The sequence below is a fragment of the Pelomonas sp. KK5 genome, from assembly GCF_001984095.1.
Taxonomy (GTDB): Bacteria; Pseudomonadota; Gammaproteobacteria; order Burkholderiales; family Burkholderiaceae_C; genus KK5.
This window is the reverse complement of sequence record NZ_LYVQ01000122.1, coordinates 1-19,871: the sequence shown is the minus strand read 5'-3', so window position 1 is coordinate 19,871 and position 19,871 is coordinate 1. Positions and strand designations below refer to the sequence as shown.

17 protein-coding genes are annotated in these 19,871 nt (G+C 68.7%); 5 read left to right on the top strand and 12 right to left on the bottom strand.

Annotated features, from left to right (window positions below; genetic code table 11):
* Nucleotides 1-1,307: heparinase II/III-family protein (locus B0W88_RS18840; protein WP_198937875.1), on the top strand; the 1,307-nt coding region annotated here is incomplete at its 5' end.
* Here the strand turns inward: B0W88_RS18840 and B0W88_RS18835 are convergent.
* From B0W88_RS18835 to B0W88_RS18820, 4 genes are all read right to left on the bottom strand, one after another.
* Entirely contained in the window at nucleotides 1,301-2,296 is a 996-nt protein-coding gene (locus tag B0W88_RS18835) for a heparin lyase I family protein (RefSeq protein ID WP_083748889.1), read from the bottom strand. The genes B0W88_RS18840 and B0W88_RS18835 overlap by 7 nt on opposite strands.
* 56 nt (nucleotides 2,297-2,352) lie before the next feature.
* Nucleotides 2,353-4,218 (bottom strand): asparagine synthase (glutamine-hydrolyzing), encoded by a 1,866-nt coding sequence (asnB, locus tag B0W88_RS18830; protein WP_077036175.1) that lies wholly within the window; start codon nucleotides 4,216-4,218, stop codon nucleotides 2,353-2,355.
* A gap of 175 nt (nucleotides 4,219-4,393) precedes the next feature.
* Nucleotides 4,394-5,482, bottom strand: coding sequence for a glycosyltransferase family 4 protein (locus tag B0W88_RS18825; protein WP_077036174.1), 1,089 nt, complete (start codon nucleotides 5,480-5,482; stop codon nucleotides 4,394-4,396).
* Complete coding sequence (locus B0W88_RS18820; protein ID WP_233151766.1) at nucleotides 5,482-6,225, bottom strand: WecB/TagA/CpsF family glycosyltransferase; 744 nt, start codon at nucleotides 6,223-6,225, stop codon at nucleotides 5,482-5,484. Before B0W88_RS18820 ends, B0W88_RS18825 begins: the two co-directional genes overlap by 1 nt.
* A gap of 295 nt (nucleotides 6,226-6,520) precedes the next feature.
* Between B0W88_RS18820 and B0W88_RS18815 the strand changes: the two genes are divergently transcribed.
* Together B0W88_RS18815 and B0W88_RS18810 are read left to right on the top strand one after the other, a co-directional pair.
* A complete protein-coding gene (locus B0W88_RS18815; protein WP_077036173.1) occupies nucleotides 6,521-7,528 on the top strand; it encodes an NAD-dependent epimerase in 1,008 nt (335 codons plus the stop codon).
* A gap of 25 nt (nucleotides 7,529-7,553) precedes the next feature.
* The gene (locus tag B0W88_RS18810) at nucleotides 7,554-8,900 is read left to right on the top strand and encodes a UDP-glucose/GDP-mannose dehydrogenase family protein (protein ID WP_077036172.1); all 1,347 of its coding nucleotides are present in this window, start codon (nucleotides 7,554-7,556) and stop codon (nucleotides 8,898-8,900) included.
* Here B0W88_RS18810 and rfbC read toward each other — a convergent pair.
* The 8 genes from rfbC to B0W88_RS18770 form a co-directional block, all read right to left on the bottom strand.
* Nucleotides 8,891-9,442 (bottom strand): dTDP-4-dehydrorhamnose 3,5-epimerase, encoded by a 552-nt coding sequence (gene rfbC / locus B0W88_RS18805; RefSeq protein ID WP_077036171.1) that lies wholly within the window; start codon nucleotides 9,440-9,442, stop codon nucleotides 8,891-8,893. The genes B0W88_RS18810 and rfbC overlap by 10 nt on opposite strands.
* A 13-nt stretch (nucleotides 9,443-9,455) precedes the next feature.
* Nucleotides 9,456-10,337 (bottom strand): glucose-1-phosphate thymidylyltransferase RfbA, encoded by an 882-nt coding sequence (gene rfbA / locus B0W88_RS18800; RefSeq protein WP_077036170.1) that lies wholly within the window; start codon nucleotides 10,335-10,337, stop codon nucleotides 9,456-9,458.
* A 13-nt stretch (nucleotides 10,338-10,350) separates the two neighbouring features.
* Nucleotides 10,351-11,226, bottom strand: coding sequence for a dTDP-4-dehydrorhamnose reductase (gene rfbD / locus B0W88_RS18795; RefSeq protein WP_077036169.1), 876 nt, complete (start codon nucleotides 11,224-11,226; stop codon nucleotides 10,351-10,353).
* Nucleotides 11,223-12,284 carry a dTDP-glucose 4,6-dehydratase gene (rfbB, locus tag B0W88_RS18790; RefSeq protein ID WP_077036168.1) on the bottom strand — a complete coding sequence of 354 codons (1,062 nt, stop codon included), beginning with the start codon at nucleotides 12,282-12,284 and terminating at the stop codon, nucleotides 11,223-11,225. Before rfbB ends, rfbD begins: the two co-directional genes overlap by 4 nt.
* A gap of 15 nt (nucleotides 12,285-12,299) precedes the next feature.
* Nucleotides 12,300-13,742, bottom strand: a complete 1,443-nt coding sequence (locus B0W88_RS18785) for a mannose-1-phosphate guanylyltransferase/mannose-6-phosphate isomerase (RefSeq protein WP_077036167.1) — start codon at nucleotides 13,740-13,742, stop codon at nucleotides 12,300-12,302.
* Between the two features lie 75 nt (nucleotides 13,743-13,817).
* Nucleotides 13,818-14,849, bottom strand: a complete 1,032-nt coding sequence (galE, locus tag B0W88_RS18780) for a UDP-glucose 4-epimerase GalE (protein ID WP_077036166.1) — start codon at nucleotides 14,847-14,849, stop codon at nucleotides 13,818-13,820.
* A 21-nt stretch (nucleotides 14,850-14,870) separates the two neighbouring features.
* Nucleotides 14,871-16,112, bottom strand: a complete 1,242-nt coding sequence (locus B0W88_RS18775; protein ID WP_144006847.1) for a hypothetical protein — start codon at nucleotides 16,110-16,112, stop codon at nucleotides 14,871-14,873.
* 127 nt (nucleotides 16,113-16,239) lie between these two features.
* Nucleotides 16,240-17,628 (bottom strand): undecaprenyl-phosphate glucose phosphotransferase, encoded by a 1,389-nt coding sequence (locus B0W88_RS18770; protein WP_077036164.1) that lies wholly within the window; start codon nucleotides 17,626-17,628, stop codon nucleotides 16,240-16,242.
* 198 nt (nucleotides 17,629-17,826) lie between these two features.
* Here B0W88_RS18770 and B0W88_RS18765 point away from each other — a divergent pair, with 198 nt between their 5' ends.
* Nucleotides 17,827-18,345: a hypothetical protein gene (locus tag B0W88_RS18765; protein ID WP_077036163.1), complete on the top strand. Its 519-nt coding sequence runs from the start codon at nucleotides 17,827-17,829 to the stop codon at nucleotides 18,343-18,345.
* Nucleotides 18,342-19,871, top strand: a 1,530-nt coding sequence (gene ubiB, locus B0W88_RS18760) for a ubiquinone biosynthesis regulatory protein kinase UbiB (protein WP_144006846.1), incomplete at its 3' end; no start/stop codon positions are given. The genes B0W88_RS18765 and ubiB, both read left to right, overlap by 4 nt.

Below are 19,871 nucleotides of genomic sequence, written 5' to 3'. Positions count from 1 at the left end.
TCCATACCCGGGCGATCGCCCGCCACTACTCGCGCCACTCCTCGGCCAACAACCACCTGATCGGCGAGCTGGCCGGCGTGTTCGTCGCCAGCTGCACCTGGCCGATGTGGCCGGGCCTGCGCCGCCTGGGCGAACGGGCGCGGGCCGAGCTGGAGGCACAGGCCCGGCTGCAGGTAGCCAGCGACGGCGTGCTGCGCGAGCAGGCCTTCGAGTACGCGAGCTTCGTCTTCGACCTGCTGTTCATCGTCGAGCTGGCGGCCTCGGCCGCGGGTCGGCCGATGTCCGGCGACTACCTGGGCCGCCTGATGGGCCTGTGCCATTTCATCCGCAGCGTGCGCACCGGCAGCGGCGCGGTGCCGATGATCGGCGATGCCGACGGGGCCCAGGCGTGGCGGCTGGATCCGCGCGAAGGGCGCTGCCCGTTCGAGTCGATGCTGGCCAAGGGCGAGTGGCTCGGTGGCGCCGCGGCATCGCGCAGCGAGCTGAGGTGGTTGGCTCCGAGAGCCGCGCCGGTGGTTCCCCAGGCGGGTGTCTCGGGCCTGGATTTCCGCGACGGCGGCTATCACCTGTTCCAGTCGGACGCCGGCGGCCCGCGGGAGGTGCGTGGCCTCTTCGATGCCGGCCCGCTGGGCTACCTGGGCATCGCGGCCCATGGCCATGCCGATGCGCTGCAGGTCTGGCTGGCGCTAGGCGGCGTGCCGCTGCTGGTCGATCCGGGCACCTACGGCTACGGCGTGGGCGTCGAGTGGCGCGACTATTTCCGTGGCACCTCGGCGCACAACACGGTCTGCATCGCGCGGCGTGATCAGTCGCTCAGCGGTGGCCGCTTCATGTGGACGCAGAAGGCGCGCACTCAGCTGCAGGCGCTGACGCGCGACGGCGATGCGCTGACGCTGCGCGCCGCGCACGACGGCTACCGGCGGCTGCAGGGGTTCACTCACGAACGGGGGCTGGTCTTCGATCCGCAGGCCGCCACGCTTGAGGTCAGCGACCGGGTGCAGGGCGAGGGCGAGCAACTGCTGCAGCTGCACTGGCATGTCTCGCCGCAGTGGCATCTGCTGCGGCAGGAAGGCGAGACGGTGACGCTCGGCCGCGCGGGCATCGAGGTGAAGCTCACCGTCAGCGCCGACGTCGCGGGCAGTCTCAGCGTTCACAGCGGCGAGCAGGATCCGCCGCTGGGCTGGTACTCAGTCGCCTATGGCGAGAAGGAGCCCTGCGCGGTGCTGCGCTGGCAGGGGCGCGCGGCGCGCGCGAACCTGCGCACGCGCATCGAGTGGCGCTTTGGCGCCGCCGAAGTGCTTCACTGAACGAGGCTGTTCAGCATCGGCTCGTCGTAGCGCCGGTTGGGATCCAGCACAGTGACCGCCCGGCGTACGTAGATCGAGCGGATCGGGTAGCGCGGGTCCCACATATTGCCCTGCAGCCAGTGGTAGAAGCCGAGCTTGCCGTAGACCGGCTTGCCGGGCTGGATGTAGCCCAGCGGGCCGCTGTAGTCGGCCAGCAAGCGGCCGTCGATCCAGAATTTCAGGAAGGGCTGCCTGGCCGGGTCGGGCGAGATGCGTGCCTGTACGACGATCGTCGCCCAGCGGCCGGTGAAGGTGTTGGCCGGGCCGATCCAGATGTCCTTGGTGGCGATGGTGGACTTGCCGGTCGTGGGCTTGCCGCTGGTCTCCCAGCGCACCTGCAGGAAGGCGGTGCCGCCCTGCACGACCAAGGCCATCAGCGGGTTCAGCGCCAGCGGGAAGTCGGTGTCGTGCCACTGGTAGACGAGCTGCATGTCGCCGGCCTGCGACCAGTCCTCCACCCAGATCTTCTGGGCCTGCCAGAAGTCGCTGGCTTCAGGCAGGAAGCTGCGCGCGTTGGCGGTGAAGGTGAACTCGCAGCGCGGGGCGCCGCTGGTCATCGGGTCGCCCTGTGCGGTGCGCAGCACGATGCCGCGCAACGGGTTGCCGGGCGGCGTCACGACGGCCATGCGCTGCTGGGTGGCGTAAGGCACGTCGGCGTTGGCGGGCAGCACCTGGCTGGCCAGCGAGCTGGCATGGCGCGACACGCCATGGCACTCGAAGTACCACTGCTGGCGTTCCAGGGGGACCTCGGCGTTGACGTCGATCGTGATGTCGCGCATGTCGACGGGCGAGGCCGGGAGCACCGTCCCGGCCGGCGGCACTGCCACCGTGACGGCGGCCAGCGGAATCTGAGGCTCCTTGCCGCTGCCCTGGCCACAGGCGTTGAACAGCACGGCGCCCAGGAGCAGCAGGCTGAAGCGGGCGTGGCGCATCGGAGGAGGCGTGTTCATGATCGGACGATCCCGGGGCGGCGATGCCCGGATTGTGAACGTGTCGGCTGCCGCCGTCAGCGCAGGACGTCCTGCATCGTGCCGTGCCAGACGGCCAGGCTCAGCAGCGCGAACAGCTCGCGGGACCGGTCGAAATAGCCGCGCTGATGCTGGTTCCACAGGTCCCGCACGGGACGGCCGGACAAGCCCATCGCGCCCAGCGCGGGCGAGTCGAACAGCACGGCCTCGCAGCGTTCGCGCCAAGTCTCGCGCAGCATCTGGGGCACCGGCACCTGGAAGCCCTTCTTGGGCCGGTTGATGATGCTGGCCGGCAGGTACTGCTCGGCCATGCGCTTGTGGACGATCTTGGAGCGGCGCAGTGCCAGCTTGTATTCACCCGGCATGGACTCGACCAAGTGGACCAGATCGGTATCCAGCAGCGGCACGCGGGCTTCCAGGCTGTGCGCCATGCTGACCTTGTCGCCGTACAGCAGCAGGTCGTCGGACAGCCCCAGGCGCATGTCGATCGCCATCATCTGCTCGACCGGCGCCAGCGTTGGGCCTTGGGCGGCCCAGGCCAGCCAGCGCTCGATCGCTTCATGGGCGCGAGGGGCCGGCGCGCGGCCGACCAAGGCCAGGCGCTCCTCGGGCGTGAACACGCAGTACTCGCTCTCGAAGCGGTCCACCGTGCCGGCGATGCCGGCCGATTGCGCGCTGCGCAGCACGTGGTCCGGCACGCCGGGCAGGCGCTCCAGGATGGGCCGGTACAGCCGGATGAAGGGCTTGAACAGCGGCAGGTCGCGCACCAGCTCGCCCTGGTAGCGGCGGTAGCCGCCCAGCAGCTCGTCGCTGCCCTGGCCGGTCAGCACGACGGTGACGTCCTCGCGCGCCCGCTTGCACAGCGCCCACATCGGCAGCGCCGAGGTGGTGACCAGCGGCTCCTCGGTGGCGCGCACGGCCAGCTGCATCGCCTGCCAGAGATCCTCGTGGCCGACCCGCACCGCGTGGTGCGGCAGGCCCAGCACCTGGGCCGTGTGGGCGGCGTCGTCGATCTCGCAGGCGGGGCTGCCATCGTTGTAGCCGACGGTGAAGCAGGGCGCCTGCAGGCCGGCGTCCGCGCACATGGCGGCGACGACAGCCGAATCGATGCCGCCGGACAGCAGGACGCCAACCGGCACGTCCGACAGCAACTGCCGCTGCACCGCGGCGCTGACGGCGCTGCGATAGGCCTGCGTGGCCTCTTCCAGCGAGCCCTGGAAGCGGTCCTTGCGCAACTCGACGTAGCAGCGTGTGGTGCTGCGGCCGCTGTCGATCTCGCGGCATTGCAGGTGGCCGGGCGGCAGGCGCGCGACGCCGTCCAGCATGGTGTCCGGCGAGGGCACGAAGCGCAGGCTCAGGTAGGTGCTCAGCGAAGGCGTGTCGATGCCGAAGCGCTGCCCGGTGACGGCCGACAGGCTGCGGATCTCGGACGCGAAGCCGAAGCCCTGCGGGGTGTCCGCGAAGTACAGCGGCTTGACGCCGAAGGGGTCGCGGACCAGGTAGAGCCGGCGTTCGTGGCGGTCCAGCACCGCGAAGGCGAAGATGCCGTTGAGCTCGCGCACGGTGCGCTCGACGCCCCACTCGCTGATGGCCTCGGCCAGGGTCTCGGTGTCGGAGTGGCCGCGCCAGCTGCGTCGCAACTCGCGGCGCAGCTCATTGTGGTTGTAGATCTCGCCGTTGAAGCTCAGAACCCAGCGGCCGTCGCTGCTGGTGAAGGGCTGGGCGCCGGCTTCGGTGAGATCCTGGATGGCCAGCCGGGTATGGCCCAGCCAGACGGTGCGGGTGCCGAGCTCGATGCTGGCCTGGCCATGGGCATCGGGACCGCGGTGGCTCAACAGCGAGAGGGCTTGCTCTGAATTGACGGTACTGCCGGTCGGGTGGATGAGCCCTGTGATGCCGCACATGTTCTGGTTCTGCTGTCTTGCTCGGGGAGTCCAAGTGTTCGTGAAGGTGGCATGAGCATTGCCTTTACAAAACTTGATATTGCAAGGATTGTTGCATCTGCCCATGACGGCGCAGAGACGTGCTTACCCGCGCGAACGGGTGGGCGCACGCGCGCTTGTCAGTCGGAACCGTGCGTTAGTTCGCGGCCTTCAGCCGCGGTAGCGTCGCGGCGCCGGCGGCCTTGTACAAGGCGACCAGTTTGGGCAGGTTGGCTTCGTTGGAGAAGCGTGCTGCGAAGCTGGCGCGGCCGGCGGCGCCGAGCCGTGCGGCGTAGCCGCTATCGCCGAGGATGCGCCGCAGCGCGTCAACGAGCCGGGCGAGATCGCCGGGCGGGACCATCAGCCCGGTCACATCGGCCTCGACCGCCTCGGGAATGCCACCGATCGGGCAGGAGACGACGGCGCGGCCATGGGCCATTGCTTCCAGGATCGCCATCGGCAGGCCCTCGTGGTACGAGGGCAGGGCGAAGACCCATGCAGCATCCAGCAGCCGGGCCTTCTGCGCGGCATCGACCCAGCCACAGTAGTGCACCGCGTCCTGCAGTCCCAGCGCGCGGACCAGTTCGACCAGCTTCTCGGCTTCACCGTCACCGCCCACCACGAGTCGGCAGTCCGGTCGATCGCGGTGGATCGTGGCGAAGGCCTGCAGCAGGTCGAAGGTGCCCTTGTTGGGGCCGATGCGTCCGAGGAACAGCACCGTGGGCGGATCCTGCAGCGGCTGCACGGTGGCGGGAGCGGCCGCCGAGTTCAGCACCACCTCGGTCTGCGCCAGCGGCTGCACCCGATGCACCCACTGCGCACGCGCTGCCGAGAGGGTGATGACGCGAAGCGAGCGGCCCAGCATCCAGCGGATGCAGCCTTGCGTGAAGGGCGAGGCCCGTTCGTGAAAGTCCTCGAAGGAGCCGCTGTGCAGATGCGACAGGACCGGAACGCCGCCAGCCAGCGCGGGGGCAGTCAGCAGGAATTTCCGCCAGAAGCTGCCGCCGTGCGAGACATGGGCATGGATCACCGCCACGCGCCCGAGCAGCAGCGCCCACCACAGCACCGCGCAAGCCTTCAGGAAGGGCAGTACCCGGCCGAGCGCATTTCGGTCGTGGTGCGTCTCGAGCAGGCGCACCGCGCCGTTGTCGAACATCCCTTCCTGCTCGTACTGGCGCAGCACCGAGGCGATGCCACCCTTGCCGGCGGGGGCGGTGGCCAGCATCCAGATCTGTCGTGGCTTCATCACCGCCGACGCAGTTCCTTGAACAGCAGGCCGAAGAAGGCCATGTCCTCGATGAAGTAGCGGCGGAACATGCGGCGCGGCTCCTGCAGGAAACGGTAGAACCATTCGAGGCCCACCTTCTGCATCCACACCGGCGCGCGCCTGACCTTGCCGGCCGCCACATCGAAGGTGCCGCCCACGCCCATCGCGAAGGGGATCTTCATGCGCGCCTGGTAGGCGCCGAGGAACTGCTCCTTCTTCGGCGAGCTGATCGCGACGAAGAGCAGGTCGGCCCGCGCCTGCACGATCTGCTCGACCACCTGGGCCTCTTCCTCGGGCTTCCAGTAGCCGTTGCGATGACCGGCGAAGACCAGGCCGGGCAACTTCTGCGTGTAGACCTCGCGCACGCGCGACACCACCTCCTCGCGCGCGCCGAGCAGGTAGACGCGCCAGCCTTTCTCGGCAGCGCGCACCATCAGCGCCTCGAACAGGTCGACGCCGGCCACCCGCTCCTTCAGCGGCTTGCCCAGCAGGCGCGAGGCCCACACGACCGGCATGCCGTCGGCGTTGATCAGCGCGCAGTCATTGATGATGCGGCGCAGCTCCTCGTCCTTCTGGGCCTTGACCAGCTTGTCCACGTTGACGACCACATGCTGATGCGGCCGGCCGCTGGCGATGAAACCCTCGATGACCTGCAGCGTGTCCTCCATCGACAGGTTGTCGATGGCGCAGCCCATCATCTCGATGCGCTGGTGACCGCTCATTGCAGCGGCTCCGTGAGGAGGGTCATCATGAAGTTCGATCGCGCACCGGCGACCCGATGGATGCAATGCTTGGTGGCCATGCTGCGGCTCGGAATTCTGCGGGGCCGGGAAGAGTATCCGGCGGAGACGGGAATTGACGGCGGGACGGCCCGTCAAGGCTGGGGGCGATTCTAGTGGCGCGTTGCAGATGTCACGCCCACCGGAACCGGGGCGGCCAAGCGCGCGCCTGGCGGCGGGCCTGAGTGACAATGCGCGGCAATCAGAGGCGACTCTCCGAAGCTCGAGGGAACACATCATGAAGGTACTCGTCACCGGCGCTGCCGGCTTCATCGGCATGCACGTCAGCCAGATCCTGCTCGCGCGTGGCGACCAGGTCGTCGGCCTGGACAACCTGAACGACTACTACGACCCCACGCTCAAACATAACCGCCTGGCTCGACTGACCGGCAAGCCCGGCTTCAGCTTCGTGCAGATGGACGTGGCCGACCGCGAGGGCATGGCGAAGCTGTTCGCCGAGGGCGGCTTCGAGCGCGTCGTGCATCTGGCCGCGCAGGCGGGGGTGCGCTACTCGATCGAGAACCCGCACGCCTACATCGACAGCAATATCGTCGGCTTCACCAACATCCTCGAAGGCTGCCGCCACAACGGCGTGCAGCACCTGGCCTACGCATCGAGCTCCAGCGTCTATGGCGGCAACACGCTGATGCCCTTCTCGGAGCATCACAGCGTGGACCACCCGGTGAGCCTGTACGCGGCCACGAAGAAGGCCAACGAGCTGATGGCGCACACCTACAGCCACCTGTTCCGCCTGCCCACCACCGGCCTGCGCTTCTTCACCGTCTATGGCCCGTGGGGCCGGCCGGACATGGCCTTGTTCCTGTTCACCAAGGCCATCCTCGAAGGCAAGCCGATCAAGGTGTTCAACCACGGCCAGATGATCCGCGACTTCACCTATATCGACGACATCGCCGAGGGCGTGGTGCGGGTGCTGGACCGCGTGGCAACGCCTGACCCCGACTACGACCCGATCAAGAGCGACCCGGCCCGTTCCAACGCGCCCTACCGCGTGTTCAACATCGGCAACCACGACCCGATCACGCTGATGGGCTTCATCGAGGCGATCGAGCAGGCCACCGGCCGCACCGCCGAGAAGCAATTCCTGCCGCTGCAGGACGGCGATGTACCGGCGACGCATGCAGACGTCGAGGAACTGGCCGAATGGACCGGATTCCGCCCCGCTACGCCGGTGCCGGAAGGAATTCATCGCTTCGTCACCTGGTATCGCGACTATTACAAGGTTTGAAACTTCGTAGCGAAGGCTTGCGTCGATGAAGGTTACCGCCATCGGGACGGGTTATGTCGGTCTGGTCACGGGCGCCTGCCTGGCCGAGATGGGCAACCATGTGGTCTGCCTGGACCTGAACCCGGAGAAGATCCGCGTGCTCAACGCGGGCGAGATTCCGATCCACGAGCCGGGCCTGCTGGAGGTGGTGCGCCGCAACGTGGCGGCCGGACGGCTGCAGTTCACGACCGACGCAGACCTGGCCGTCCATCACGGCACGATCCTGTTTGTCGGCGTGGGCACGCCGCCCGACGAGGACGGCTCGGCCGACCTGCAGTACGTGATCGCCGCGGCCCGTTCGATCGGCCGGAGGATGACGGACTACAAGGTGATCGTCGACAAGAGTACGGTGCCGGTAGGCACGGCCGACCAGGTGAAGGCGGCCATCGCCGAGGAACTGCGCAAGCGCGGTGTCGACCTGCACTTCGCCGTCGTCAGCAACCCGGAGTTCCTGAAGGAAGGCGCCGCGGTCGAGGACTTCATGAAGCCCGACCGCATCATCGTCGGCTCCGACGACGAGCAGGCCACGCTGCTGATGCGTGCGTTGTATTCGCCGTTCACCCGCAACCACGACCGCATGCAGGTGATGGACCTGCGCAGCGCGGAGTTCACCAAGTACGCCGCCAACGCGATGCTGGCCACGCGCATCAGCTTCATGAACGAACTGGCGCTGCTGGCCGAGAAGGTCGGCGCCGACATCGAGCTGGTGCGCCGGGGCATCGGCTCCGATCCGCGCATCGGCTACAGCTTCCTCTACGCGGGCGCCGGCTACGGCGGCTCCTGCTTCCCGAAGGACGTCAAGGCGCTGGTGCGGGCCGCGCAGGATGAGGGCATCTCGCTGCAGGTGCTGACGGCAGTCGAGGCCGCCAACGAGCGGCAGAAGCGCGTGCTGGTGGACAAGGTCGTGGCCCGCTTCGGCGAGGACCTGGCCGGCCGCCGCTTCGCGCTCTGGGGCCTGGCCTTCAAGCCCAATACCGACGACATGCGCGAGGCACCGGCGCTGGTGATCGTGGACGAACTGCTGCGCCGCGGTGCGACCTTGTCCGCCTACGATCCGGTGGCGATGGACGAGGCCCGCCGCCTGCTCGCGGGGCGCGAGGGCATCAGCTTCGCCGACTCGGCCGATGCCGCACTGCAGGGCGCCGACGCGCTGCTGCTGGTGACCGAGTGGAAGGAATTCAAGAGCCCGGACTTCGACGGCATCAAGGCCGCGCTGAAGCAACCGGTGGTCTTCGACGGGCGCAACCAGTACGAGCCGGCCTTGATGAAGGCGCTCGGCATCGAGCACCACGGCATCGGCCGTGGCGACTCGGTGACGCCGTCTCAGTCGTAGGTCTTCGCGTCCGCCAGCAAGGGCGCCTTCGCATCCTTCTCCGCCAGCAGCGGCGTGATGCCGTCCAGCGGCCACTCGATGCCTACCGCCGGGTCGTCCCAGCGCAGCGCGCCTTCGGCCTGCGGCGCGTAGTAGGTGGTGGTCTTGTAGAGGAAGTCGGCGCTTTCGCTGAGCACCAGGAAGCCGTGGGCGAAGCCCGGCGGCACCCACAGCTGGCGTTGGTTCTCCGCGCTCAGCTCGACGCCGGCCCAGCGGCCGAAGCGGGGGCTGCCGCGGCGCATGTCCACGGCCACGTCGAAGACGGCGCCGGCCACGCAGCGCACCAGCTTGCCCTGGGCTTGCTCGCCCAGTTGGTAGTGCATGCCGCGCAGCACGCCGCGGGCGGAGCGCGAGTGGTTGTCCTGGACGAAACGGAACTCGCCGCCGGCGGCCTCGTTGAAGACCTTCTCGTTCCAGCTCTCGGTGAAGAAGCCGCGGGCGTCGCCGAAGACGCGGGGTTCGAGGATCAGGACCTCGGGCAGGGTAGTGGGAGTGACCTTCATCGCGTTCTTCTTGTCAGTACACGGTTTCGCTGAGCACCTTTTGCAGGTACTGGCCATAGCCGTTCTTGGCCAGCGGTGCGGCCAGCGCGGCGAGCTGCTCGGCGCTGATCCAGCCGGCGCGGTAGGCGATCTCTTCGGGGCAAGCGACCTTCAGGCCCTGGCGCTTCTCCAGCGTGGCGATGAACTGGCCGGCCTCCAGCAGGCTGTCATGCGTGCCGGTATCGAGCCAGGCGTAACCGCGGCCCATGATCTCGACCTGTAGCTGATCCTGGCGCAGGTACTGGGCGTTGACGTCGGTGATCTCCAGCTCGCCGCGCGGGCTGGGCTTGATGCCGGCGGCGATGTCGCAGACCTGCTCGTCGTAGAAGTACAGGCCTGTCACGGCGTAGTGGCTCTTCGGCGCCTTGGGCTTTTCCTCGATGGACAGGGCCTTCTTGTCGGCATCGAACTCGACCACGCCGTAGCGCTCGGGATCGGTGACGTGGTAGGCGAACACCGAGGCGCCACTCGTGCGGTGGTCGGCCTGGCGCAGCAGGCCGGCGAAGTCGTGGCCGTAGAAGATGTTGTCGCCCAGCACCAGGGCGCTGGGCGCGCCGCCGATGAAGGCCTTGCCGAGGATGAAAGCCTGGGCAAGGCCGTCCGGGCTGGGCTGCACGCAGTAGCTCAGGTTGACACCCCAGCGGGCGCCGTCGCCGAGGAGGGCCTCGAAGCGCGGCAGGTCCTGCGGCGTGCTGATCAGCAGGATGTCGCGGATGCCGGCCAGCATCAGCGTGCTGAGCGGGTAGTAGACCATCGGCTTGTCGTAGACCGGCAGCAGCTGCTTGCTCATGGCCAGCGTGGCCGGGTGCAGCCGCGTGCCGGAGCCGCCGGCCAGGATGATGCCCTTGCGGTTCATGTCGTCTGTCTCCTCAGAGGATTTCTTCGAGCATGCGCTCGACGCCCTGCTCCCAGCGGGGCAGCACGAGGCCGAAGTTTGCGGCCAGCTTGCCGCAGGCCAGCCGCGAGTTCAGCGGCCGGCGGGCCGGCGTCGGGTACTCGCTGGTGGGAATGGCCAGCACCTGCTCGGGGGCCACCTTGATCGCGGCGCCCCGCTTGCGCGCGAACTCGATCACATGGCTGGCGTAGGCATGCCAGGAGGTCGCGCCGGCGGCGGCGACGTGATAGGTCCCGGAGAGCTCGGGCCGGGCCGCGGGGATCAGGTGGGCGCTGATGTCGGCCAGCAGGTCGGCGCCGGTGGGCGCGCCGATCTGGTCGGCGATGACCTTCAGCTGCTCGCGCTCCGCGGCCAGTCGCAGCATGGTCTTGGCGAAGTTGCCGCCACGCGCCGCGTAGACCCAGCTGGTGCGCAGGATCAGGTGCCGGCAGCCGCTGGCGCGGATCGCGTCCTCGCCCTCCAGCTTGGTGCGGCCGTAGACGCTCAATGGTGCCGTGGGGGCCTGTTCGTCGCGGGGCTGCTCGCCGCTGCCGTCGAACACGTAGTCGGTGCTGTAGTGCAGCAGCAGGGCGCCCAGGGCGGCGGCCTCGCGGGCCAGCAGGCCGGGCGCCTCGGCATTGATGCGGCGGGCCATGTCGGCGTCGGACTCGGCCTTGTCGACGGCGGTATAGGCAGCGGCGTTGACGATCACGTCGGGCGCGTGGGCGCGCACGGTGGTCAGCAAAGTTTCGGCGTTAGCGAGGTCGCCGCCGTTGTGGCGGTCCAGCCCGATCACTTCGCCCAGGGGGCTGAGCGAGCGCTGCAGTTCCCAGCCGAGCTGGCCGTTCTTGCCCAGGAGGAGGATCTTCATCGGGCGCCGTACTGCTTGTTCAGCCATTCGCGATAGGCGCCGCTCTGCACGCGCGCCACCCACTCGGGGTTGTCGAGGTACCACTGCACCGTCTTGCGGATGCCGGTCTCGAAGGTCTCGGCCGGGCGCCAGCCCAGCTCACGCTCGACCTTGCGCGCGTCGATCGCATAGCGGCGGTCGTGGCCGGGGCGGTCCTTCACGTAGGTGATCAGGCGCGCGTAGGAGCCTTCGGCGCTGGGGCGCAGTTCGTCCAGCAGCGCGCAGATCGTCTTGACGATGTCGATATTGGCCTTCTCGTTCCAGCCGCCGATGTTGTAGGTCTCGCCCAGGCGGCCGCCGGCCAGCACCGCGCGGATGGCGCTGGCGTGGTCGGTGACGTAGAGCCAGTCGCGGATCTGCTGGCCGTCGCCGTAGACCGGCAGCGGCTTGCCCGCGAGGGCGTTGACGATCATCAGCGGGATCAGCTTCTCGGGGAAGTGATAGGGGCCGTAGTTGTTCGAGCAGTTGGTGGTGACGACCGGCAGCCCGTAGGTGTGGTGCCAGGCGCGCACCAGGTGGTCGCTGGCCGCCTTGCTGGCACTGTAGGGGCTGTTGGGCTCGTAGGCGTTGGTCTCGGCGAAGGGCGGGTCCTCGGGCTTCAGCGAGCCGTAGACCTCGTCGGTCGAGACATGGTGGAAGCGGAAGGCGGCCTTGCCGGCCTCGTCCAGCGCCGACCAGTACGCGCGCGCCGCCTCGAGCAGCGTGAAGGTGCCTTCGACATTCGTGCGCATGAAGGCGCCGGGGCCGCTGATCGAGCGGTCCACATGGCTCTCGGCCGCGAAGTGGACGATGGCGCGGGGCCGGTGTTCAGCCAGCAGGCGGTCGACCAGCGCGCGGTCGCAGATGTCGCCTTGCACGAAGGTGTGGCGCGCGTCGCCTTCCAGCGCGGCGAGGTTCTCGAGGTTGCCGGCGTAGGTGAGGACGTCCAGCGTGATGACCGGCTCGTCACCGGCCTTCAGCCAGTCGAGGACGAAGTTGCTGCCGATGAAGCCGGCGCCGCCGGTGACGATGATGCTCATGAAACTGTTGACTTCTTACTTGCGGCCGTAGGTGTCTTCGAAGCGGACGATGTCGTCCTCCCCGAGATAGGAGCCGGACTGTACCTCGATGATTTCCAGCGGCACCTTGCCGGGATTGGCCAGGCGGTGGGTCTGGCCCAGCGGGATGTAGGTGCTCTGGTTCTCGCACAGCAGCATCACCTTGTCGCCGTTGGTGATCTCGGCGGTGCCGGAGACGACGATCCAGTGCTCGGCGCGGTGGTGGTGCATCTGCAGGCTCAGCGAGGCGCCGGGCTTGACCATGATGCGCTTGACCTGGTGGCGCGGGCCGTTGTCGATGCTGTCGTACCAGCCCCAGGGGCGGTGGACCTTGCGGTGCAGTGTCTGCTCGCCGCGCTTCTCGCTCTCCAGTCGCTTGACGATGTTCTTGACGTCCTGGCTGCGCGAGCGGTCGCTGACCAGCACCGCGTCCGCCGTCTCGACGACGACGACGTTCTCCAGGCCGACGACGCTGACCAGGCGGCTGGTGGCGTGGACCAGCGAGTTGCGGCTGTCGCTGAAGATGGCATCGCCCTTGGACGCGTTGCCGGCCTCGTCCTTGGCTGCCACCTGCCAGACGGCCTCCCAGGCGCCGAGATCGTTCCAGCCGGCGTCCAGCGGGACCATGCGCAGCGCGAAGTCGCTGCCGGGGCAGCGTTCCATCACCGCATAGTCCACGGACTCGGACGGCACGGCGCCGAACTCGGCCTTGCCCGGGCGCACGAATTTGGCGTCGGTCTGGCGCGGCGTCCAGGCGGCCTGGGTGGCGGCGGCGATATCGGGCCGGAAGCGCTCGAGCGCCTTCATCCAGGTGCTGGCGCGCAGCACGAACATGCCACTGTTCCAGAAGTAGCTGCCGTCGGCCACATAACGCTCTGCCGTGGCGGCGTCGGGCTTCTCGACGAACTGGGCGACGGACAGGCCCTGCGCATCCTCGGCGGCACGGATGTAGCCGTAGCCGGTCTCCGGCCGGTCGGGGGTGATGCCGAGGATGACGATGGCGCCGCCTGCGGCTTCGATGACGGCCTTGCGCAGCGCGGCCGTGAAGGCGGCGCCGTCGGTGACGGTCTGGTCGGCCGGGGTGACCACCAGCACCGGATCCTGCCCGCCTTCGAGCGCCTGCAGCGCGGCCAGCGTCAGTGCCGGCGCGGTGTTGCGGCCCAGCGGCTCCAGCAGCACGGCGGCGGGATCCAGCTGCACCTCGCGAAGCTGATCGAGCACCATGAAGCGGTGCTCCTCGTTGCCGACCACCACCGGGCCGGCGAGGCCCAGTTCCTCGTTGGCCAGCGCGGCCAGCCGCGTGGCCGCCTGCTGGAACAGGCTGGTGTTGCCGGCCAGCACCAGGAACTGCTTCGGATAGCCGGCGCGCGACAGCGGCCACAGCCGCGTGCCGCTGCCGCCGGCCATGATGACGGGTTGGACCTGGATCTTGACAGTCATCGTTGCTTCACTCCCTGATCTCTTCAAAAAAGCAAAATGCGGCCCGCAGGCCGCCGGTTCAGTGCATTCTCGCAGTTAGGCCTCGAAGCCCTGCGGGTTCTGGCTCTGCCAGCGCCAGCTGTCCTCGCACATGCGGGCGAGGTCGTGCTTCGCTTCCCAGCCGAGTTGTTCGCGCGCCAGCGCCGGGTCGGCATAGCAGGCGGCCACGTCGCCCGGGCGGCGCGGCACGATGTCGTAGGGCACCGGTCGGCCGCTGGCCTGCTCGTAGGCCTTGACCAGCTCCAGCACGCTGTAGCCACGGCCGGTGCCGAGGTTGCAGGTGATCGAGGCCTTGCCGTCGAGCAGGAAGCGCAGCGCCGCCACGTGGCCCTCGGCCAGGTCGACGACATGGATGTAGTCGCGCACGCCGGTGCCGTCGGGCGTCGGGTAGTCGTTGCCGAAGACCGACAGGCGCGGGCGCCGGCCCACGGCCACCTGGGCCACATAGGGCATCAGGTTGTTGGGCGTGCCGCGCGGGTCTTCGCCGATCAGGCCGCTTTCATGGGCACCGACCGGGTTGAAATAGCGCAGGCAGGCGGTCTGCCAGGCGGGGTCGGCGGCACCGAGGTCGCGCAGGATGGTCTCGCCGATCAGCTTGGTCTGGCCGTAGGGGTTCACCGCCGACAGCGCCGCGTCCTCGCGCAGCGGCAGGCTCTCGGGCACGCCGTAGACGGTGGCGCTGGAGCTGAACACCATGCGCCGGCAGCTGTGGCGGCGCATCACCTCGCAGATGTTGACCAGGCCGCCGACGTTGTTGCGGTAGTACTCCAGCGGCTTGGCAGTGGACTCGCCCACCGCCTTGTAGGCCGCGAAGTGCACGACCGCGTCGGGCTGGTGGCGCGCGAACACCGCCAGCATCGCGTCACGATCGCAGACGTCCGCCGCCTCGAACACCGGTGCGCTGCCGCCCAGCCTGGCAAGGCGGTTCAGCACCTCGGGCGAGCTGTTGGAGAAGTCGTCCACGCCGACGACCTTGAAGCCCGCTGCCTGCAGCGCCAGCCAGGTGTGCGAGGCGATGTAGCCGGTGGCGCCGGTGAGCAGGATGGTGGCGGGCGTGGTGGTCGTCATGCGGGTTGGATCCTTTCGTGCTCAATAAAGCAAGAGCTGGGCCGTGCAGCCGAAACCGTTGGCGTCGTAGTTGTAGTTGGCCTGGGTCGGCGTGCTGGACCGGCCGCTGCGGTAGGCCTGGCAGCTCGCCGACACCGAGCGCGAATAGGCGTAGCGCAGGCCCAGGCTGACGGTGTGGTCGCTGTCGCGGCCGGGGACATTGTTGCCGGCCGCCGTGTTGGTCGAGGTGTTGCCGTTGTGGGTGGCCACGGTGCTCGTCAGGGCGATCTTGCTGGTGATGTCGTAGCTGCCGCCGACCTGGTAGCCGGTGCCCACGCGGTTCTGGCTGGAGCCGAGCGTGGCGACCTGCTCGCCCGTGTCGCGCGTCATCTGGAAGTTGACCCGCCAGCGTCCGCCCGGGTTGTAGCCCAGGCCGATGGCGCCGGTCAGGCCCTTGTAGTTCAGCGCCTCGACCGGGTCGTGCGTCGAGTTGGTCCAGCTGAGCCGCGTGGTCAGGTGGGTGGAGCCGCTGAGCTGCCAGTCGGTCGTCAGGTCCAGGTCGCGGCGCTTGAACTGGTCGTCTACGTAGATGTAGACGGGCAGGGGGCTGCCGGGGTTGTACTTGACGGTGTCCGGGTAGCGCGGATATTCGCCGGTGGTGTGACGCAGGGCCACGCCCACGCGCAGCAGGTCGCTCGGCTTGTAGACCACGCCCAGCGAGAGCGCGTTCTGGTGGAACACCAGCGAGCTGTACTCGATCAGGCTGTAGTCCTGGTTGTAGTGCGTGTAGCTGGCCTCCAGCGAGTAGCGCGTCACCAGGCCCACGCGCACCACGGCCTGGTACTGGCGGTCGGTCTCGATATTGCGCTCGAACACCGGCTGGATGTTGGTGGACGAGTTGTAGTTCGCCAGCGACCGGTTCATGTTGGTGCTGAAGGTGCCGGAAATGCGCTCGGCGGTGGCCCAGTCCAGCGAGCCGCGCAGCGAATAGCCGTTGTTGTTCAGGCCGGTGTTCTTGGCATAGCGGCTGCTCTGTAGGGACCCGTCGACGACCAGGTGCTCGCGGCCGATCTGCTGGTCCACGCCGGCCAGCAGGCTGTACTGGGTGACGTTGTCGCTGGAACCGCTGCCCTGGGTGCGATAGACGTTGGACACATGGTTGAACCCGACCGAGCCGCCGACGTAGTACGGGCTGGCCTCCGCCGCGGCATTGCCGGCGGCGGCCAATCCGAGGCATAGCAGGCTGACGCTGCGTTTCGACCCATTCCTCAGTGCTTGAACCATGAACATCCTCGTGCATTCGCGGGCGGTGTCGCCGCGCGTCAGTGTGGCGTCGGGGGGCCGCGCGCAAGCGTTCGCGGCCCCCATGGCTGAGGGGCGCGGCCCCTGTGCGGTGGGCCGAACCCCGGCATTAGTACGCATGCCGGTCAAAGACCACCAGCCGCACCGTGCGCACGATGATCTGCAGGTCCAGCGCCAGCGACCAGTTGCGCAGGTACTCCAGATCGTATTCGACGCGCGCCTGCATCTTCTCGATGGTGTCCGTCTCACCGCGCAGGCCGTTCACCTGCGCCCAGCCGGTGATGCCGGGCTTGACCTTGTGGCGCACCATATAGGCCTTGATCAGCTTGCGGTACTCCTCGTTGTGGGCCACCGCATGCGGGCGCGGGCCGACGATGCTCATGCGCCCCTGCAGCACGTTGATGAACTGCGGCAGCTCATCCAGCGAGGTGCGGCGGATGAAGGCGCCGAAGGGCGTCACGCGCGGGTCGCCCTTGGTGGCCTGCTTGACGGCGCTGCCGTTGTCCAGCGCGCGCATCGAGCGGAACTTGTAGACGACGATCTCCTCGCCGTCGAGGCCGTTGCGGCGCTGCTTGAAGATCACCGGCCCCGGCGAGCTGAGCTTCACGCCGACGGCCACGAACAGCAGGATCGGCGAGATCAGCAGCAGGATCAGCGAGGAGATCACGACGTCGCTGATGCGCTTGACCAGCTCGTTGGTGCCGGTGAACGGGGTCTCGCAGATGCCCACCACCGGCACGCCGTTGATGTCCTGCAGCCGGCCCTGGATGATCGAGATGCCGAACACGTCGGGCACGAAGAACAGCGAGGCGGTGGTGCCCTGGATGTTCTCCAGCAGCTGCACGATGCGCGGCTGCGAGCCCAGCGGCAGCGTGATGTAGACCTCGCGCACGCCCTTGGCGCGGACGAAGTCGCTGACCTCGCCCAGCGTGCCGCGCAGCTCGCCGGTGTTCTCGGGGTGCAGGCGGTTCTCGGAGCGGTCGTCGAAGAAGCCGAGGAACTCCACCGCCTGGCTGTCACGCAGTGCATGGGCCACCTTGGCGCCGAGCGGGCCGGCGCCGATGATCACGGCCGAGCGCCGCGTGGCCGGCCGTGCGCCGTGCCAGCGGCGGATGCGCCGGCCGATCTCGACGGCCACCGCCTGCGCCACCGGCGTCAGGCAGGCCCACCACAGCAGCACCTTGTCGTCGAAGTAGCCCAGGCTGTTGGTGGCGTAGCCGCACAGCGCGAGGATGATCAGCAGCACCGCCCAGGAGGACAGCACGTCGATGATGGCGCTGGCTGGATGCTCGGCGAAGCGGTTGCGGCCGGGGAAGGTGAGGGCGAAGACGAGCAGGCACAGGGTCAGCGTCGAGCGCAGCACCGGCTCGCCGAACCAGGCGTTGACGGACAGGAAGCACAGGACGATCAGGCCGGGCTCGAGGAACGCGGCGACGAGGGATTCAACCGACTGCGGTGCGCTGTAAAACGTTCTCTTGTAGCTTCGGTCCTCGAACATCGCTCCTGCGTCCTGTATCCACCGGGCGGCGCCGCAACGCCTCGCCCAACGGCGGTCCTCCCTGTCGTGGGCGCTGATTCTCTCTCAATTCGACAGGCGCTCTTCCGCGCGTTTCCCCCGGAAACACGATCGCCCGCTGCCCAGGAGGCAGGGGCGCGGGGCCATGCCGAAGCCCGACAGCCTCCTACAATCCGCGTCATGCTGCACGAATGGACTTCCCTCGTGGCGCCGGCGGTGCAGGACCGCCTGGTGCTGCTCATCAACCATGTGATCTCGCGCGAAAGCGTGGCCATGGCCCGCCTGGCGCCGTTTGCCGGCCGCACCGTGGTGCTGCACCTGGAGAACTGGCCGGGCCTGCTGCCGGCCGCACCCGACCTGGTGCTGGCGGTCACGCCGGCCGGCCTGTGGGAGCGGCTGGAGGCCGCGCCCGAGCAGGCGCTGCGCATCCAGGTCGATGCCGCGAACCCGGCGCTGATGGCGCTCTCGGCGCTGACTGGCGAGCGGCCGCGCGTCACCGTCCAGGGCGACGCAGCCTTCGCCGGTGAGATCAACTGGCTGATGGCCAACCTGCGCTGGGACATCGCCGACGACCTGTCGGCCATCGTCGGCCCGGCCGCGGCCCATCAGCTCGCCCGCCTGGGCCGCGCGGCGGCGCAGGCGCTGGCGGCGCTGGCGCGCACGGCGGGTTCCCTGCGCGGCGGCGGCAAAGCTGCATGAGGTTCCTGGCCCGCCTGTTCGTCATTGCCTGGACGGTCCTGCGCTTCGGTCTGGATGACCTGGCGCTGTCGGGCCTGCGCCGCAAGCGCTTCCGCCTGCTGCGCCGCGCCACCCGGGTCGGCCGCCAGTGGGAGCAGCCGCGCGGCGTGCGCCTGCGCCTGGCGCTGGAGCACCTGGGGCCGATCTTCGTCAAGTTCGGCCAGGTGCTGTCTACCCGGCGCGACCTGCTGCCCGCCGACATCATCGACGAGCTCTCCCGCCTGCAGGACCGCGTGCCGCCGTTCCCGGCCGGGGTGTCGCGCGCGCTTGTGGAGAAGGCCTTCGGCCGCCGCATCGAGGACCTGTTCGCCACCTTCGATGCCGAGCCGGTGGCCAGCGCCTCGATCGCCCAGGTCCATTTCGCGACGCTGAAGGACGGCCGCGAGGTGGCCGTCAAGGTGCTGCGCCCCGGCATGCTGGACGTCATCGACGACGACCTGTCGCTGATGCGCTCGCTGGCCGGCTGGGTCGAGCGGCTGTCGGCCGACGGCCGGCGCCTGAAGCCGCGCGAAGTGGTGGCCGAGTTCGACACCTACCTGCACGACGAGCTGGACCTGGTGCGCGAAGCCGCCAACGCCGCCCAGCTCCGACGCAACATGGAGGGCCTGGGCCTGGTGCTGGTGCCCGAGATGATCTGGGCCCTGTGCAGCTCCGAGGTGATCGTCATGGAGCGCATGAACGGCGTGCCGATCTCGCAGCTGGAGCGGCTCAGGGCCGCCGGCGTCGACATCCCCAAGCTCGCGCGCGACGGCGTGACGATCTTCTTCACTCAGGTCTTCCGCGACGGCTTCTTCCACGCCGACATGCACCCCGGCAACATCCAGGTCAGCCTGGACCCCGCCACGTTCGGGCGTTATGTGGCGCTGGACTTCGGCATCATGGGCACGCTGACCGAGGTGGACAAGGACTACCTGGCGCAGAACTTCATCGCCTTCTTCCAGCGCGACTACAAGCGCGTGGCCGAGCTGCACATCGCCTCCGGCTGGGTGCCGCCCGAAACCCGCGTGGACGAGCTGGAGAGCGCGGTACGCACCGTCTGCGAGCCGCATTTCGACCGGCCGCTGAAGGACATCTCGCTGGGCCAGGTGCTGATGCGCCTGTTCCAGACCTCGCGCCGCTTCAACGTCGAGATCCAGCCCCAGCTGGTGCTGCTGCAGAAGACCCTGCTCAACGTCGAAGGCCTGGGCCGGCAGCTGGACCCTGAGCTGGACCTGTGGGCCACCGCCAAGCCCTTCCTTGAGCGCTGGATGAACGAGCAGGTGGGCTGGCGCGCGCTGCTGAACTCGCTGAAGAAGGAAGCGCCGCGCTACGCCCAGCTGCTGCCCGCGCTGCCGCGGCTGGTGCACGACGCGCTCAAGCAGCAGACGCAACAGCCGCACCAGGCCTCGGACCTGGCGCAGCTGCTGGCCGAGCAGCGCCGCACCAACAAGATGCTGCAGGCCCTGCTCTGGGTGGTGGTGGGCGTGGTGGCGGGGCTGGCGGCGATG

What these genes read in the sequence shown, in the direction of transcription:
- rfbB (WP_077036168.1), bottom strand. Translation starts at nt 12,284, where the DNA reads ATGAGCATCATCGTCACCGGCGGCGCCGGCTTCATCGGCAGCAACTTC.
- B0W88_RS18810 (WP_077036172.1), top strand. Translation starts at nt 7,554, where the DNA reads ATGAAGGTTACCGCCATCGGGACGGGTTATGTCGGTCTGGTCACGGGC.
- asnB (WP_077036175.1), bottom strand. Translation starts at nt 4,218, where the DNA reads ATGTGCGGCATCACAGGGCTCATCCACCCGACCGGCAGTACCGTCAAT.
- rfbD (WP_077036169.1), bottom strand. Translation starts at nt 11,226, where the DNA reads ATGAAGATCCTCCTCCTGGGCAAGAACGGCCAGCTCGGCTGGGAACTG.
- B0W88_RS18785 (WP_077036167.1), bottom strand. Translation starts at nt 13,742, where the DNA reads ATGACTGTCAAGATCCAGGTCCAACCCGTCATCATGGCCGGCGGCAGC.
- B0W88_RS18770 (WP_077036164.1), bottom strand. Translation starts at nt 17,628, where the DNA reads ATGTTCGAGGACCGAAGCTACAAGAGAACGTTTTACAGCGCACCGCAG.
- galE (WP_077036166.1), bottom strand. Translation starts at nt 14,849, where the DNA reads ATGACGACCACCACGCCCGCCACCATCCTGCTCACCGGCGCCACCGGC.
- B0W88_RS18765 (WP_077036163.1), top strand. Translation starts at nt 17,827, where the DNA reads ATGCTGCACGAATGGACTTCCCTCGTGGCGCCGGCGGTGCAGGACCGC.
- B0W88_RS18825 (WP_077036174.1), bottom strand. Translation starts at nt 5,482, where the DNA reads ATGAAGCCACGACAGATCTGGATGCTGGCCACCGCCCCCGCCGGCAAG.
- rfbA (WP_077036170.1), bottom strand. Translation starts at nt 10,337, where the DNA reads ATGAACCGCAAGGGCATCATCCTGGCCGGCGGCTCCGGCACGCGGCTG.
- rfbC (WP_077036171.1), bottom strand. Translation starts at nt 9,442, where the DNA reads ATGAAGGTCACTCCCACTACCCTGCCCGAGGTCCTGATCCTCGAACCC.
- B0W88_RS18820 (WP_233151766.1), bottom strand. Translation starts at nt 6,225, where the DNA reads ATGAGCGGTCACCAGCGCATCGAGATGATGGGCTGCGCCATCGACAAC.
- B0W88_RS18835 (WP_083748889.1), bottom strand. Translation starts at nt 2,296, where the DNA reads ATGAACACGCCTCCTCCGATGCGCCACGCCCGCTTCAGCCTGCTGCTC.
- B0W88_RS18815 (WP_077036173.1), top strand. Translation starts at nt 6,521, where the DNA reads ATGAAGGTACTCGTCACCGGCGCTGCCGGCTTCATCGGCATGCACGTC.
- B0W88_RS18775 (WP_144006847.1), bottom strand. Translation starts at nt 16,112, where the DNA reads ATGGTTCAAGCACTGAGGAATGGGTCGAAACGCAGCGTCAGCCTGCTA.